Here is a 15731-nt window from a genome sequence, read left to right on the forward strand (position 1 = left end):
TGCTTCCGGAGAGGGTATGCCGGACGGATGGGGCGGGTGGAGCGCCGCTCCGGCGGGTCGATCGCAAGGCATAGGGTTGGGTGACATGACCAGTGCCGCCGTTCCGGGGCTGCCCGAGCCAGGGCGGTGCCTCGTCATGGGCGTGGTCAACGTGACGCCCGACTCCTTCTCCGACGGCGGCGCCTGGTTCGACCCGGAGAAAGCGGTCCGTCACGGGCTCGATCTCGTGAGCGAGGGCGCCGACATCGTGGACGTGGGCGGCGAGTCGACGCGTCCTGGTGCGCAGCGTGTGTCCCAGGAAGAGGAACTGCGCCGCGTGGTTCCGGTCATTGAGGCGCTCGTGGCCGAGAACGTCCCCGTGAGCGTCGACACCATGCGCGCCGAGGTCGCCGAGGCCGCGGTCGGCGCGGGCGCGCGGCTGGTGAACGACGTGAGCGGCGGCCTGGCCGACCCCGACATGCCGCGCGTGGTGGCCGCCGCGGGCGTGCCCTACGTGGTGATGCACTGGCGCGGCCACAGCCATGACATGTACAACCGCGCCATCTACACGGACGTGGTTCGTGAGGTGCGCGACGAACTGCTGCACAGGGTCGACGCCGTTCTGGGGGAGGGCGTCGATCCATCGATGATCGTGCTCGACCCCGGGCTGGGCTTCGCCAAGAACCCGGAGACAGGGCACAACTGGTCGCTGCTTGCCCATCTCGACGCGTTCACTGGTCTCGGCTATCCCGTCCTGGTGGGCGCGTCCCGCAAGGGGTTCCTGACGCGGCTCCTGGCGGAACCGGACGGGACGCGTCGTCCGTTCGGCGAATGCGATGACGCGACCGTGGCCATCACGTCTCTCGTGGCCGCTGCCGGGGCATGGTGCGTAAGGGTGCACAGGGTCCGGCCCAACGCGGACGCGGTACGGGTGGCGGCCGCGATGCGCGCGGCGCGTCTGGTCGGTCCCGACAGCGTCAGCCAGGAAAGCCCAAGCAAGGGCAGTGCTATCAAGGACAGCGCTACCAAGGACACTAACGACGACGCCAGTAACGACGACGGGAGTCCTCGCCTATGAGCCGTGCCGTGAACCGCGCCGACGTGGACGAGGTCCATGCCGAGTTCTACGCCGCGTTCGAGGCCGGCGACTTCGACCGCATGTCGGCGGTCTGGGCAGATGGCCAGTACGCCGACGGCGTCTCCTGCGTCCACCCCGGCTGGACGATGCTGCGGGGACGAGAGGCTGTGCTGCGCTCGTGGGCGCTCATCATGGCCAACACGTCCTACATCCAGTTCGTGCTCACCGACGTGGAGACGGACGTGTACGGCGACCACGCCGTGGTGACGTGCAAGGAGAACATCCTGACCGCCGACGAGGACACCGAAGCAGGGTTCCTCGCCGGTGGAAGCATCGTGGCTACGAACGTGTTCGTACGGGCGGACGGGGAGTGGCGGCTTCTGCTTCACCACGGTTCCCCCGTCCTCAACGTCGTGGATGCAGAGGAAGAATGACTCTCGACCGCATCGAGTTGCGCGGGCTTCGGGCGCGGGGGCGCCACGGATGCCTGCCTGCCGAGCGCGACCTGGGGCAAGTGTTCGTCGTGGACGCCGTCCTCGGCCTCGACACGCGCCCCGCCGCGGAAGGCGACGACCTCTCGCGTACCGTCGACTACGGAACGCTCGCCGGCCGGCTCGTCGCCGCCGTGGAGGGGGAGCCCCTGAACCTCCTGGAAACGCTGGCCGACCGGCTGGCGAAGATATGTCTGGAAGATCGACTGGTGTCCGAGGTCGAGATCACCGTCCACAAGCCGAGCGCCCCGATCCCGCACCCCTTCGCCGACGTCGCCGTGAAGATCACGAGGAGTCGCCCATGACAGCGTCCGACCGCATGCCCGACCGCACCGCCACCGGGGGGCACATGCTGGTCCAGCACCGCGTCGTGTTCTCGATCGGCAGCAACCTCGGGGACCGGCTGGACAACATCCAGGAGGCGGTCGACGCCCTGTTCGACGCACCAGGACTGAGTTTCGTGGCGTTCTCCCCGGTCTACGAGACCGCCCCCTACGCGCCGCCCGGGGAGAGCATCCCGGAGCAGGGCGACTTCCTGAACATCGTGCTCATCGCCGACACGCGACTGCCCCCGGAGAACCTGCTGGAGCGGGTCCTGAACATCGAGACCTCGATGCGCCGCGAACGCCTGGTCCGCTGGGGCCCCCGCACCCTCGACATCGACATCGTGACGTTCGGGGACATCACGTCCGACGACCCCGACCTGACGCTCCCGCACCCGCGCGCGCACGAGCGCGCGTTCGTCCTCGTCCCCTGGGCCGACATCGAGCCCGACGTGCTGCTGCCCGGGCACGGCCGCGTGGGAGACCTGGCCGAGGCCAAGCAGGCGGAGGGCGGCCCGTCGGCCTGCCGCCGGCGTGACGACCTGGTTCTGCAGCAGCCTGCATGAAGCCGTCCCGCCCCCTGTTCCTCGTCGCCCTCGTGGTCGTCATAGGGGTCATCACCTGGGCGGTGCTGCGTTCTGCCTACCTGTCGCTGCCCCCGCTTCCGTGGACCGCGGTGCCGACGCTGCTGCTGCTCGCCCTCGGTGAGGCCTTCACCGGGCTGAACGTGCTGCGCCGCATCCGCCGCAAGCCCTCCAGCGGACGCTCGGCGGACTCCGCCCGCAAGCCGGCGCAGAAGCCGCTGGATCCCCTGGCCGTGGCGCGCCTGGCGGCCCTGGGGAAGGCCAGCGCGCATTCCGCGGCGGTCATCGCGGGCGTGTTCGGCGGGTTCGCCGTCAGCCTCTCCGCGTCGCTGGAGAAGTCGACGCCCCGCCACGACTTCTTCGTGAGCGGCGGCACCTTCCTCGCGGCCGTCGTGCTGGTGGCGGCGGCGTTCTTCCTGGAGTACGCCTGCCGGGTTCCCAAGGGACCGGACGACGAGCACCGCGACCAGCCCGGCGCGTCCCGGGCCTGAGGGGCGCGTCGGGGCGCTTGCGGTGCCGGGCGACTTGCGGGCTTGGCGCTACTTGTCGATGTCGCCGACGACGAAGAACATCGAGCCCAGAATGGCGATCATGTCGGCGACCAGGTTGCCGGGCAGCAGCTCCGCGAGCACCTGGATGTTGTTGAACGACGCGGACCGCAGTTTCATCCGCCACGGTGTCTTCTCGCCCCGCGACACCAGGTAGTAGCCGTTGATGCCCAGCGGATTCTCCGTCCAGGCGTAGGTGTGCCCCTCCGGGACCTTCAGAACCTTCGGCAGCCGCTGGTTGATGGGGCCGGGCGGGAGCTCGGCGAGGCGGTCGAGGCAGGCGTCCGCAAGGTCGAGGGACGCGTGCACCTGGTCGAGCAGGCATTCGAAGCGGGCCAGGCAGTCGCCCTCCGACCGGGTGACCACGCGGACGTCCAGTTCGCCGTAGGCGAGGTAGGGCTCGTCCCGGCGCAGGTCGAAGTCCACGCCGGACGCGCGCGCGATGGGCCCGGACACCCCGTACTGCAGGATCTGCTCCTGCGTGAGGACGCCGACGCCCCTGGTACGGGCCCGGAAGATTTCGTTGCCCATGATGAGGTCGTCGATGTCGCCCATGCGGGCGCGCACCTCGGAGACCGCCGCCCGCGCGCGCGCCGTCCAACCGGCGGGCAGCTCGTCCTTCAGCCCGCCGACACGGTTGAACATGTAGTGCATGCGTCCACCGGAGATCTCCTCCATGACGCGTTGCAGGACCTCGCGCTCGCGGAACGCGTAGAAGATCGGGGTGATGGCGCCCACTTCCAGCGGGTAGGAGCCGAGGAACATCAGGTGGTTGAGGATCCGGTTCAGCTCTGCCAGCAGCGTCCTCGCCCACACCGCGCGTAGGGGGACCTCCATGCCGAGCATGCGTTCGACGGCGAGAACGACGCCGAGTTCGCTGGAGAACGCCGACAGCCAGTCGTGCCGGTTCGCCAGGACGATGATCTGCCGGAAGTCGCGGACCTCGAACAGCTTCTCCGCTCCCCGGTGCATGTAGCCCACGATGGGCTCGGCCGCCGAGATGCGTTCGCCGTCCAAGGTGAGCTTCAGCCGGAGCACGCCGTGCGTGGACGGGTGCTGGGGGCCGATGTTCAGGGTCATGTCCTCGGTGGCGAGCTCCTTGGCGCCCGCACCGATCCCGACGATCCGTTCGGTGGTCATGGTCGCGCCTCCGCCACTCCGATCACTGCTTCATGGTCCCATGGCGAGCGGTAGTCGTTATCCGGTTGACTAGGGGGCAATGAACGCGAGCCACGGCGAACCGCCGTTCGATCCCGCCGCGCATCCTGGACAGCAGGGCGCGGTGCGTCCGCCCGTGCCGCCCGGTCCGGGCCACGGCGGTCAGCCCCCTGGTCAGGGTCAGACAGGGGCACCATACCCGCCGCAGCAGGGGCCGCATCAGGGGCCGCCCGTCTACCAGGCGGACCAGGCCTTCGCGCCTGGTGCCGGCCTTCGCTGGTCGCCCATCTCCAAACGCCATGCCTGGCACAGGCTTCTCACCGCGGTCCTGTGGGCGATCCCCGTGGGCGGCGTAGGCGCTTTCATCGTGTGGAGGAACGGCACCGTGGTCGCGGCGTCCATGTGGGTCGTCGCCGTCGTCCTCGGGGTCATCCTCACCTGGGTGGTCGCGGAGCTGGATCGCAGGGCTTACGGCTATGCCGAGCGTGGCGACGACCTCATCGTGACCCATGGCGTCCTCGTCCGGCGGCTCATCGTGGTCCCGTACGGGCGGATGCAGTTCGTGGACGTCACGGCGGGGCTTCTGGAGCGGTGGATGGGTGTCGCCACCGTCCGGATGCACACCGCCGCCGCGGCTACGGACGCGACGATTCCCGGACTGCCCACTGCGGAGGCCGCGCTCCTGCGTGACCGTCTCGCGCAGAAGGGCGAGGAGCGGGGCATGGGCCTATGAGCGGCCCCTACGGCCCATATGGCCCGCCTGGACGATCCGGCCCGCCTGGCCCGCCTGGACAACCAGGCCCGCCCGGCCCTCCTGGACCCCCAGGCCCCTACGGTCGCCCTGCGGGGCCGCCGTACCCGCCGCCCCGTCCTGGATTCAGCCCGCCCCGTCCGCCGTACGCGTACGGACCGCCGCAGCCGCAACGCCCGCCGATCCGCTTCTCGGAGGGCACGCACAGGCTCCACTGGGCGACGGCCCCGCTTCGCGCGTTCGTCTTCCTCATCATCTACTTCGTCCTACTCGGCTTCCCTCTCCTGCTGACCCAGACCAGCAGTGGCATCACCTTGGCGATCACGCCGGAGGTGATCCTGAGGTTCATCCTCGTGAGCATCCCCATGGGACTGATCGCAGTAGGAACCGGGCTGTGGACCTGGCTTGCACTGCGGTTCCGTGTCGACAACGACGACCTCGTCGTCGAAACCGGCATCCTCCGGAAGAACGCGCGCCGCATCCCGCTTTCGCGGATCCAGGCCATCGACGTCGTGCGCCCGCTGGTGACGCGGGTGTTCGCGCTTTCTGAAGTGCGCGTGGAGCTGGCAGGGGGCGAGCAGAGCGAAATCGCCCTCCGCTACCTGGGTCGGCAGTCGGCGCAACAGCTGCGTGCCGAACTCCTCGCCCGCGCGGCCGGGCTTCCGGGCCACACTCCGGAAGCGCCCGAACGGCACCTGTGGCGCGTCCCGTTCGGCACTCTGCTGGGGTCGCTCATCGTGCGGCTGCCCGTCCTGGGGACGGTGCTGCTGTTCCTCGCGTCGCTCATCTTCCTCGTGATGTACGCGGAGGGCGGCATCCTGGCCGTCACCATCCCGGTCCTCCTCGGCCTCATCCGAGCCGTGATCGCACCTCTGGTCATGTACGCCAACTTCACGATCGCGATGTCGCCGGACGGGATCCGCCTGCGCTACGGCCTGCTGGAGACCCGGATGCAGACGCTTCCGCCGGGCCGCGTCCAGGCGGTCAGCATCGTCGAACCGGTGATCTGGCGGAGCCTGGGCTGGGCCCGGGTCGAAGTCACCGTCGCCGGATACGCGGGCGAGCGCCAAGCCCTCTCGTCGACCCTTCTCCCCGTCGCGCCACGCCATGTCGCCCTGCATCTCGTGTCGCAGGTCTTCCCGGGGACACAGGTGGACGCGGTCGCTCTAGTTCCCGCGTCGTCCAAGACCGTGTCGATAGAGCACGCGGATGGCGCCGGCACCGACGACGTGGTCTTCGTGACCCGGCACGGATGGCCCTGCCGCCGCACGGACGTTATCGCCCACGCGCGCGCGCAGAGCGTCAGGCTGACCGTGAACCCCTTCCAGCGCCTGCTGGGCCTGGCGACCGTCCACGTGGACGCGCCTCCGGGGCCGGTCCAGGTGGCCGCGGCGGACCGCGAGCTGGGCGAGGCCCGCGCGATCGTGGAGTCCACCGCGAGCCGGGCCCTCGCCGCCCGCCGCGCCGGTGGCGGCGACCCCACCCACTGGGCCCGCTGACGACTTATCCACAGGAACGCGTTCTCCTTCCGCGCCCCTCGGCGTCCTCCGACGATGGAACACGTCGGCCCGCCCGAGGGGGGAGGGCGGGCCGACCCCGCCAGTGAGCGAACGCGATCACGTGGAAGGAGGCGCCCCGATGGGACTTCGCAGGCGCTTGATCACCAGCCCCGGCCCGATCATCCAGGTCGTCCGGAGCGGCTGGAACCGCCCGGGCCGTCGCTCGCCGATCGGCCGCATCATCCGCTGGTGCCGAGAAGTTTCTCGAAGGCACAAGGCCCGCTGCCCCGCCTCAGGCATGGAGGCGATGCCGGAGAGCCGCGCCCGCGCCCGACCGGGCCGCGGCATAGGGGGCGCGGCTACGCGGAAGAGGGCCGTCACCCGTGCTCGGTCGCTCGGCTCCGCTCCAGTCGACCGCGAACGGCACATATCGTCGGGTCATGAGCGACCTGGCCTACGACCCCTGGTCCGCCGAGTTCGTGGCGGACCCGTATCCGGTGTTCGAGCGGCTCCGCGCCGAGCAACCGGTGTTCTTCCACGAGCCCACCGGCCAGTGGGTGATCAGCCGCTACGAGGACGTCGACGGGCTGCTGCGCGACCGGCGCCTCGGGCGGTCGTACCTGCACATCGCGAGCCACGAGGAGTTCGGGCAGGAGCCGGAGCCCGACTTCCTCAAACCCTTCTGGGACCTGATCCGTGCCGGGATGCTCGACGTGGAGCCGCCCACCCACACGCGGTTGCGGCGTCTGGTGTCCAAGGCGTTCACGGCCCGCATGGTGGAGGGCCTGCGTCCGATGATCCGGCGCCTAGCCGAGGAGCTCGCGTCGGGGCTCGCCGACAGGGGCGGCGGCGACCTGCTCGCCGAGATCGCCGAACCGCTGCCGGTGAACGTGATCGCCGAGATGCTGGGCGTCCCCGTCGAGGACCGGCACCTGCTGCGCCCCTGGTCGGCCGACATCTGCGGCATGTACGAGCTGAACCCGCCAGAGGAGGTCCAGCGGACCGCCGTCCGCGCGGCCGTGGAGTTCTCCGACTACCTTCGCGAGCTGGCCCGCGCCCGGCGGGGCGAGCCGGGTGACGACCTCATCACCGCCCTGGCCCACGTCGTGGACGAGGGCGACCGGCTCACCGAGGACGAGCTGATCGGCACCTGCGTCCTGCTCCTCAACGCGGGCCACGAGGCCACGGTGAACGCGACGGGCAACGGCTGGTGGACGCTGTTCCGCAACCCCGGCCAGCTGGAACGCCTCCGCTCCGACCCGTCGCTCGTGCCCACCGCGGTCGAGGAACTGCTGCGCTACGACACCCCGGCGCCCATGTTCGAACGGTGGGTGCTGGAGGACATCCGGGCCGCCGGCGTCGACATTCCGCGTGGCGCCGAGGTCGCCCTCCAGTTCGCATCCGCCAACCGCGACCCGGAGGTGTTCGTTGACCCGAACCGGCTCGACCTGGGTCGCGACCCGAACCCGCACATCACCTTCGGCCTCGGCATCCACTACTGCCTGGGCGCCCCCCTGGCCCGCATAGAGCTGACCGAGTCATTCGGCGCGCTCCTGCGCGCAGCCCCCGCCCTGCACCTCACCACCGAACCAGAGTGGAAGCCCGGCTACGTCCTACGAGGCCTGACCGCCCTACACGTAGAGCGCTAACCAATCTAGGTACGCGGACACCCAAGCCGCCCGGGAGCCGGGCTGTGTGAGTTGTGGCGGTATCGACATGCTGCGCTTGGTGGTGGTCCGCATCTCTTCGCCGAGGGTCGGAGGCGTGGCGCCGACTCGTGCGGGGGGCGGTGCTGAGTGTTGGCCAGCGGCGTGACGTCGACTGCGGCGGTCGCGGGGTTGTGTGGTTCGGCGACCAGGGGGTTTGGTAGTCGATGGCTTTCGGGGGCGGCCGGTTCGGGATGGGGGCGCCCTTTGCGGGTGGGTTTGGGCCCCGGCGCTAGATGAGGTGGGTCAAGGGGGTTGGGATGGGGATGTTGATGGTTTGGGTTAGCCAGCCGAAGCCGCCTAGGCCTGCGGGGTCGGTCAGTTCGGCGTCTTCGCCTGCGTGGCAGAGGGCGGCCATGTAGGCGCGCGGGTCTTGGTGGGCCAGGTCGAGGGGCGGGCGGGTTCCCGAGAGGCCCAGGGCGCGGAGGGCCTCGCGCTGGGTCGTCAGGAGGCTGGAGGTCGCGCCGGCACGGCGGCCGGCGACCAGGCAGGCGTCGAGTGCGACATGGGCGGTGACGTCGCACGATCCGTCCGGGACGGCGGGGACGGTCGCGCCGTCGCGGTAGCCGGTCAGCGTCCCGTAGACGGGGCGGGACTCGCGGGAGTGCGAGTAGTCGACGGCGAGCGCGAGCCCGGCGGACAGGCGGCCGATCACGGAGGCCCAGGCGGCGCAGCGCGGGTGCCCGATCTCGGCGCGGTCGCCGGGTTCGGCGAGCGGCCACCACAGTTCCAGCCAGCCGGTGTCTTCGGCGGACGGCGGCGGCCCCGGCCGCTCGGTGCCGCTGACAGGGTCGACCAGCACGGTCCGGACGCCCTCGGGGGTGCGTTCCACCACGTCCAGCGGCACGTTGTCGAGCCACTCGTTCGCGACGGCGAGGCCGGTGATGCGGGCGGGCAGATCGGCGCGCCAGACGATCCGGGGCGGGACGTCGGCGGGACGCGGCGCGAGCTCCACCGCCGTCGGGACGAGCCTGGCGTCCAGGTCCGGCGGCACGCAGGCCAGGATGTTGCCGAGCAGGCGGCCGGAGCCGGCGCCGATGTCGACCACGTCCAGCCGGTCGGGGTGGCCGAGCAGGGCGTCGACCTCGACCAGCAGGCGGGCGATGGCGGCGGCGAACCGCGGCGACGCGTGCACCGAGGTGCGGAAGTGCTCGGCGGGGCGTTCGCGCCGGTAGAAACCGTCCTCCCCGTAGAGGGCCCGCTCCATCGCGGTGCGCCACGTCAGCCATCCGGAAACCAGCGACTCCACGCCTGCGACGTTACCGTGGGTGGCGGGTCCGGACGGGCCATCCTTGCGGCGGACGCGGGTCCGACCTGCGGCTGATCCCGGAGTGACCTGCGGGTACGTACGCTGTCGGCATGGTGGCGAGCGCATGGGAGTGGCTGCGGGGCAAGAAGCCGCTCGTCGACGCCTTCTTCGCGCTGCCGGTCGTGTTCTTCTCGGTGCCGTCGCTGCTGGTGGGGCCGAGCGGGATCGGCGCCGGGTTCTACGTGCTGCTGACCGTCGCGCTGACGGCGCCGCTGGTGCTGCGCAGGACGTTCCCCCGGACGGTCTTCGCCGTCGTCGCGCTGGTCTCCTGCGTCCAGTGCGTGCTAGGGCAGATTCCGGTGCCGGCGAACGTGGCGGTCCTGATGGGGCTCTACACGGTCGCGGCCGGGTGCACGTTCCGCTGGGGGCTCGCGGCGGCCTTGATCGGCGAGGTGGGGGCGGTCATGGTCACCTACCGCTACCCGAGCGGCGCCAATGACCGGAAGTTCACGTTCGTCATGATGACGGTGCTGGTGGCGGGCGTGTACGTCCTCGGCCTGCACATGCGGACGCGCCGGGCGTACCTGCGTTCGGTGGAGGAGCGGGCCGAGCGGCTGGAGCGCGAGCGTGACAACGAGGTCAAGGTGGCGATGGCGGCCGAGCGTGCCCGTATCGCCCGTGAGCTGCACGATGTGGTGGCCCACAACGTCAGCGTGATCGTGGTGCAGGCGGACGGCGCGTCCTACGCCATCGACACCGACGTGGGGCGGGCTCGGCAGGCGCTCGACACGATCTCCTCGACGGGGCGGCTGGCGCTCGCGGAGATGCGGCGGCTCCTCGGCGTGCTGCGCGAGAACGACGACGCGGGCGCGTACGCGCCGCAGCCCGGCGTGGCGCAACTGGACGAGCTGGTCGAACAGGTCCGCGCGGCCGGGCTTTCGGTGGAGTTCGAGGTGGACGGTGATCCCGAGGCCATGTCGGAGGGGCGCCAGCTCACCGTCTACCGGATCGTCCAGGAGGCGCTGACCAACACGCTCAAGCATGGTGGCCCGCGGGTGAGCGTGTCGGTGCGGTTGCTCTACTCCGGCGACGCGCTGGAGATCCGGGTGGTCGACGACGGCCGCGGCGCGGCCGCGCCCGACGACGGCCGCGGCCACGGGCTGGCGGGGATGCGCGAACGCGTCGCCGTGTACGGCGGCACGGTCACCGCCGCCCCGCGCACCGGTGGCGGTTTCGAAGTGGCGGCGGTCCTCCCGGTGCGCGAGGAGGTCGCCGCGTGACCGGCGGCGGGCGTGACCAGGGCTTGCGGCGTCTCTCGCCGGGTGTGCGGGGAGTCGCGGACAGGGAGGTGGCATGACGGACGTGGCGGCGCCCATCCGGGTGGTGCTCGTGGACGATCAGGAGCTGGTGCGGGCCGGGTTCAGGATGGTGCTGGACGCGCAGCCCGACATCGAGGTCGCCGGGGAGGCCGGGGACGGGTTGCAGGCGCTGGATCTGCTGCGGGGCACGCGGGCGGACGTGGTGCTGATGGACGTCCGGATGCCGCGGATGGACGGGATCGAGGCGACGCGGCAGGTGGTGGCGCGGTCCGGGCCGAAGGTCGTCATCCTGACCACGTTCGACCTGGACGAGTACGCGTTCGCCGCGATCAAGGCGGGCGCGGGCGGGTTCCTGCTGAAGGACGCGGGGCCGGCGCAGCTCATCGAGGCGATCAAGGCGGTGCACTCGGGGGACGCGGTGGTGGCGCCGAGCACGACCAAGCGTCTGCTGGACCGGTTCGCGGTGCATCTGCCGGATGCCGAGGCGAAGGCGGTCGGGGCGCTGGAGAGCCTGACCGACCGGGAGAACGAGGTGCTGAGGCTCGTCGCGCGCGGTATGTCGAACGCGGAGATCGCCGGACGGCTCTACGTCTCGGAGGCCACGGTGAAGACCCACATGGGGCGGATCCTGATGAAGCTCGGCCTGCGGGACCGGGTGCAGGCCGTCGTGTTCGCTTACGAGACAGGTCTGGTTAAAAGCGGTCAAAGCGGCCCATCTACGTAAGGCCTTGATCATTCCATGATCATCATTTGGCGCCGTCCTGGGCCGCGCATTCGATCTTCCTTACCGTAGCCGGGTAACTACCGTACGCGACGCCGTCTCAGCGGGCGACGTCGGCAATGTCACCTCGGGCACTACTAAGCCCAACGTACGGGAGGACTCTCGTGTTCAAGAAGCTTGCCGCCACCGGCATCCTCGGCTTCGCCATCGCCGGCTCCGCCCTCGCAGCGGCGCCCGCGTACGCCGCAACCTACGGTGGCGGGTGGGATGACCACGGCAAGGGCCACCACCATGACAAGGGGCACCACGGTCACCATGGCAAGGGCCACGACGAGAACTGGTTCAGCCACAACAGCACCAGCGGGAACTTCGGGGTTCTCAACGGGACCCAGGTGATCGCGCCGATCTCGGTGCCTGTGGACGTCTGCGGCAACGCCATCGCCGTCCTCGGCGGTGCGAGCGCCCACTGCAAGGGCGGCGCGTCCGTCAACTACGGGCACTGACACGGCCTGGACGGGACTGCCGCCCGTCGCCGAGGCGCCGGAGACCGACGATGTCTCCGGCGCCTTCGCACGTCCGGCCCCGGCCGGACGGCCCGCTCCCCCTGCGGCCCGAGGCGTGTGCTCTGGAGGGCCTCTTGGTGGGGTCGGCAGGCGGGGGGACGGACGTGTACGACTCAGGTCGTACGCGGGCGAGCCGGATGGCCTTGAGAGTGAGGCGGAGCGTGGCCGCCGGGTCGATGGCAGGGACGGCGCTGGTTCCTAGCGTGGAGCGCGTCCATCCACGATCCGAAGGAGTCACCGTGACCAGCACGTTCGCCGAGCCGCCCGGGGGATCCCCCGCCGCCGGGGCGCCGCCGGCCGTCAGCGCCGAGGGCGTGTCCAAGGTGTACGGGTCCGGTGACGCGGCCGTCCACGCGCTCCGCGGGGTGGGGGTCGGGTTCTCCAGAGGCGCGTTCACGGCGATCATGGGGCCGTCCGGGTCGGGGAAGTCGACGCTGATGCACTGCCTGGCCGGGCTGGACACCGTCACCGGCGGGCGGATCGTCCTCGGCGACGCCGAGATCACCGGGATGGGCGACCGGCAGCTGACCATGCTGCGCCGCGACCGCGTCGGGTTCGTGTTCCAGGCGTTCAACCTGCTGCCGACGCTCACCGCCGAGCAGAACATCCTGCTGCCCATGGAGCTGGCCGGCCGCAAGCCCGACCGGGCGTGGTTCGAGCGGGTCGTCGACACCCTGGGCCTGCGGGAGCGACTCGGGCACCGGCCGAGCGAGCTGTCGGGCGGCCAGCAGCAGCGGGTGGCGTGCGCCCGCGCGATCGTCGCGCGGCCGGAGGTGATCTTCGCGGACGAGCCGACCGGCAACCTCGACTCCCGCGCGGGCGCCGAGGTCCTGGGGTTCCTGCGCTCCTCGGTCCGCGAGATGGGGCAGACGATCGTGATGGTCACCCACGACCCGGTGGCCGCCTCGTACGCCGACCGGGTGGTGTTCCTGCGGGACGGGGAGATCGTTTCGGAGATCTTCCAGCCGACTCCGGACACCGTCCTGGACCGGCTGAAGGGCCTGGGCGCGTGATGCTGCGCACGACTTTGGCGGGCCTGCGCGCCCACAAGCTGCGGCTGCTGCTCACGGCGGTGGCGATCACCCTCGGCGTCGGCTTCATCTCGGGGACGTTCGTCCTGACGGACACGCTGGACAAGGGCGTCTCCAAGACGTTCGCCAGGTCGGCCGACAAGGTCGACTACGCGGTGCTGCCCAAGAGCGACGATCCCGACGAGGGCGTCCCGCCGGCGCTGCTCGGCCGGATCAAGGCACTCCCCGGGGTCACGGACGTCCAGGGAGCCGTGAAGGGGGACGCCGCCCTCGTGGGGAAGGACGGCAAGGCGGTCGGCGACTTCCCGACGGTCGGGATGTCCGTGCCGTCCGGACGTCTCCTGCGCTACGACGTCGAGAAGGGGCGTCCCCCGTCCGGCGGGGGCGAGGCCGTGCTCGACACCCAGCTCGCCAAGCGGGAGGGCTACTCCGTCGGGAACGCGGTGACGGTCCTGGACCACGGGAACCGGCCCCACCGGTTCACGGTCGTCGGGCTGGTCGACTTCGGCATCGACCAGGAGGCGAGCTTCCGGGGCGCCGTGGGCTTCGACCCGGCGACCGCGATGCGGATGACCGGCGAGAAGACCTATCGCGAGCTCGACGTCGCGGGCGGGTCCGGGGCCGCCGTCAGGGCCGCCGCGGGTGGCGCCCACCGCGTGTTCACGGGCGAGGAGCTCGGCGCGCGGCTGGCCAAGGCCGCGGGCGCCGACACCAAGATCATCAGGACCGGTCTGCTGATCTTCGGGCTGGTCGCGATGCTGGTGTCCGCCCTGGTCATCTACAACACGTTCTCGATCCTGATCGCCCAGCGGATGCGGGAGATGGCGCTGCTGCGCTGCGTCGGCGCGACCCGCCGGCAGGTGTTCGGGAGCGTGGTGGTGGAGTCGGCCGTCGTGGGCCTGGTCGGCTCCCTGCTCGGCCTCGTCGCCGGGGTCGGCCTCGGCGAGGGCGCGCTGGTCGTGGTCAGCAGGCTGAACGAGCGCGTGGCCGTCGCCGGGCCGTCCATGGCGGTGCGGACGGTCGTGGTCGGCCTGGCGGTCGGGATCGTGGTCACGGTCCTGTCCGCGCTGCTGCCCGCCCGCGCGGCCACCCGGGTCTCGCCGGTCGCCGCGCTGCGCGCCGACCTGGAGCCGGGCGCCGGACGCTTCAGGCTCGGCCCGGTGCGCACCGTCCTCGCCGTCCTGCTGGGCGCCGCGGGGCTGGCCATCGGCGCTCTGGGCTCGCTCGGCATGGACAAGGGCGAGACCGCGATGTACGCGGTCGCGTTCGCCGGCGGCGTGTTCTTCCTCGGTGTGATCGCGGCGATGCCGGCGCTCGTCCGCCCGCTCGGACGGGTCGCGGGCGCGGTCCCGGCGCGGCTCGGCGGCGTCCCGGGACGGTTGGCCGTGGCGAACGCGCAGCGCGCGCCCCGCCGCACCGCGACCACGACGATCGCGCTGACCGTCGGCGTCGGGCTGATGAGCCTGTTCGCGGTGGTCGCGGCGAGCGGCAAGGCGACCGCGGCGCAGAAGCTGGAGGAGCAGTTCCCCGTCCAGTTCCAGATCCGGCCGCAGAGCTTCGACGGGACCCTCCCGCACGCGCTGGCCGAGACGCTGCGCACCCGGCCCGAGGTCGCCGCCGTGGTCGAGACCCGGCGAAAGGAGACCCGGATCGGCGGCGACGAGGCCGACATCTCGACGATCACCACGTCGGCGCTCGGCACGATCCTCAAGCCGGAGATCGAGCGCGGGTCGCTGGACGCCGCCCTGAAGCCGGGGACGGCGATGGTGGACGAGGAGACGGCCAAGACATCCGGCCGGGCGCTGGGGGAGACGCTGCAGGTACGGACGGCGAACGGCGCCGTCCCGGTGAAGATCACCGCCGTCTACGCGACGGGCGCGGGCCTTGACGGGATCATCGTCCCGGAGCGGGACTTCACCCGGTACTTCGGCGCCGTGGACCCGTCGGGGATCTACGTCAAGACCCGCGACGACGTGCCCGCCTCCCAGTCGCGCCGGGTCGTGGACGCCGCCGCGCGGCCCTACCCGGCGGCGAAGGTCTCCTCGTCCGCCGAGTTCAAGGAGACGATGACCAAGGCCATCGACACGGTCTTGATGATCTTCGGTGGGCTGCTCGGGCTGGCGATCGTCATCGCGCTCTTCGGCATCGCCAACACGCTGACCCTGTCGGTCGTGGAGCGCACCCGCGAGTCGGCGCTGCTGCGCGCCCTCGGCCTCACCAAGCGCCAGCTGCGCCGGATGCTGTCGGTGGAGGCGCTGGTCATGGCCGTCATCGGCGCGGCCACCGGCGTCGTGCTCGGGGTCGGCTTCGGCTGGGCCGCGACGAACGCGATGGCGAGCGACTCGGTCTTCTCGCTGCCCTACCTGCAGGTCGTCGGGTTCGTGGTCCTCGCGGGCGCGGCCGGGACCGCCGCGGCCGTGCTGCCCGCGCGGCGCGCCGCGAAGACGTCCATCGTGGAGTCCCTCGCGCATGACTGAATGGGGGCGGGGTGACGATCGTCACCCACCGGAGCGCGCGACCGGGTCCCGCGGGTAGCCTGGTGCGCGCACGTCCGGTACCTACCTGAGGACTGGAACGAACCGATGGACCCACAGGTCACCCCTCCTTCCGGCACGCCCGGAAACGGGACGGGCCCCACCTGCGGGCCCGGATCGTCCGCCTCAACCGCGCGGGCGGCGACGACCTCGACCCCGACGCCCTGCGCAGCATCGGAATCGACCTGGACGCCGTC

15 protein-coding genes are annotated in these 15731 nt (G+C 71.3%); 13 read left to right on the forward strand and 2 right to left on the reverse strand.

What is annotated here, in order from left to right; all coding sequences use genetic code 11:
* Positions 1-85: 85 nt before the first annotated feature.
* From folP to AB0K37_RS10800, 5 genes are read left to right on the forward strand one after another with little or no spacing between them, the layout of a single operon-like run.
* Entirely contained in the window at positions 86-1057 is a 972-nt protein-coding gene (folP, locus tag AB0K37_RS10780; RefSeq protein WP_363978013.1) for a dihydropteroate synthase, read from the forward strand.
* On the forward strand, positions 1054-1491 hold the full coding sequence (locus AB0K37_RS10785; RefSeq protein WP_363978016.1) for a nuclear transport factor 2 family protein: 438 nt from the start codon (positions 1054-1056) through the stop codon (positions 1489-1491). Before folP ends, AB0K37_RS10785 begins: the two co-directional genes overlap by 4 nt.
* Positions 1488-1853 (forward strand): dihydroneopterin aldolase, encoded by a 366-nt coding sequence (gene folB / locus AB0K37_RS10790; protein ID WP_345179757.1) that lies wholly within the window; start codon positions 1488-1490, stop codon positions 1851-1853. Before AB0K37_RS10785 ends, folB begins: the two co-directional genes overlap by 4 nt.
* Positions 1850-2437 (forward strand): 2-amino-4-hydroxy-6-hydroxymethyldihydropteridine diphosphokinase, encoded by a 588-nt coding sequence (gene folK / locus AB0K37_RS10795; protein WP_363978019.1) that lies wholly within the window; start codon positions 1850-1852, stop codon positions 2435-2437. Before folB ends, folK begins: the two co-directional genes overlap by 4 nt.
* Positions 2434-2946, forward strand: coding sequence for a DUF3180 domain-containing protein (locus AB0K37_RS10800; protein WP_363978022.1), 513 nt, complete (start codon positions 2434-2436; stop codon positions 2944-2946). Before folK ends, AB0K37_RS10800 begins: the two co-directional genes overlap by 4 nt.
* A 48-nt stretch (positions 2947-2994) precedes the next feature.
* Here the strand turns inward: AB0K37_RS10800 and AB0K37_RS10805 are convergent, their stop codons facing one another.
* Positions 2995-4143 carry an NADH-quinone oxidoreductase subunit D gene (locus AB0K37_RS10805; RefSeq protein ID WP_363978025.1) on the reverse strand — a complete coding sequence of 383 codons (1149 nt, stop codon included), beginning with the start codon at positions 4141-4143 and terminating at the stop codon, positions 2995-2997.
* Between the two features lie 361 nt (positions 4144-4504).
* Between AB0K37_RS10805 and AB0K37_RS10810 the strand changes: the two genes are divergently transcribed.
* The 3 genes from AB0K37_RS10810 to AB0K37_RS10820 all read left to right on the forward strand — a co-directional run bounded on the left by AB0K37_RS10810 (position 4505) and on the right by AB0K37_RS10820 (position 8060).
* The gene (locus tag AB0K37_RS10810) at positions 4505-4894 is read left to right on the forward strand and encodes a PH domain-containing protein (protein ID WP_363978028.1); all 390 of its coding nucleotides are present in this window, start codon (positions 4505-4507) and stop codon (positions 4892-4894) included.
* 371 nt (positions 4895-5265) lie between these two features.
* Positions 5266-6411, forward strand: coding sequence for a PH domain-containing protein (locus AB0K37_RS10815; RefSeq protein WP_363978031.1), 1146 nt, complete (start codon positions 5266-5268; stop codon positions 6409-6411).
* 440 nt (positions 6412-6851) lie between these two features.
* The gene (locus tag AB0K37_RS10820; RefSeq protein WP_363978034.1) at positions 6852-8060 is read left to right on the forward strand and encodes a cytochrome P450; all 1209 of its coding nucleotides are present in this window, start codon (positions 6852-6854) and stop codon (positions 8058-8060) included.
* Between the two features lie 289 nt (positions 8061-8349).
* Here AB0K37_RS10820 and AB0K37_RS10825 read toward each other — a convergent pair whose 3' ends face one another.
* Complete coding sequence (locus AB0K37_RS10825; protein ID WP_363978037.1) at positions 8350-9366, reverse strand: SAM-dependent methyltransferase; 1017 nt, start codon at positions 9364-9366, stop codon at positions 8350-8352.
* A 110-nt stretch (positions 9367-9476) separates the two neighbouring features.
* Between AB0K37_RS10825 and AB0K37_RS10830 the strand changes: the two genes are divergently transcribed.
* The 5 genes from AB0K37_RS10830 to AB0K37_RS10850 all read left to right on the forward strand — a co-directional run bounded on the left by AB0K37_RS10830 (position 9477) and on the right by AB0K37_RS10850 (position 15477).
* Positions 9477-10646, forward strand: coding sequence for a sensor histidine kinase (locus tag AB0K37_RS10830; protein ID WP_363978040.1), 1170 nt, complete (start codon positions 9477-9479; stop codon positions 10644-10646).
* Positions 10647-10719: 73 nt separating this feature from the next.
* Positions 10720-11409 carry a response regulator transcription factor gene (locus AB0K37_RS10835; RefSeq protein ID WP_363978043.1) on the forward strand — a complete coding sequence of 230 codons (690 nt, stop codon included), beginning with the start codon at positions 10720-10722 and terminating at the stop codon, positions 11407-11409.
* Between the two features lie 161 nt (positions 11410-11570).
* Positions 11571-11909, forward strand: coding sequence for a chaplin family protein (locus AB0K37_RS10840; RefSeq protein ID WP_363978046.1), 339 nt, complete (start codon positions 11571-11573; stop codon positions 11907-11909).
* A 299-nt stretch (positions 11910-12208) separates the two neighbouring features.
* Complete coding sequence (locus AB0K37_RS10845; RefSeq protein ID WP_363978049.1) at positions 12209-12982, forward strand: ABC transporter ATP-binding protein; 774 nt, start codon at positions 12209-12211, stop codon at positions 12980-12982.
* Positions 12982-15477 (forward strand): FtsX-like permease family protein, encoded by a 2496-nt coding sequence (locus tag AB0K37_RS10850; protein ID WP_363978064.1) that lies wholly within the window; start codon positions 12982-12984, stop codon positions 15475-15477. The genes AB0K37_RS10845 and AB0K37_RS10850 overlap by 1 nt, the downstream gene beginning before the upstream one ends.
* Positions 15478-15731: the final 254 nt, after the last annotated feature.

This window comes from Actinomadura sp. NPDC049753 (assembly GCF_040674655.1).
In the GTDB taxonomy this organism is placed as follows: Bacteria; Actinomycetota; Actinomycetes; order Streptosporangiales; family Streptosporangiaceae; genus Spirillospora; species Spirillospora verrucosospora.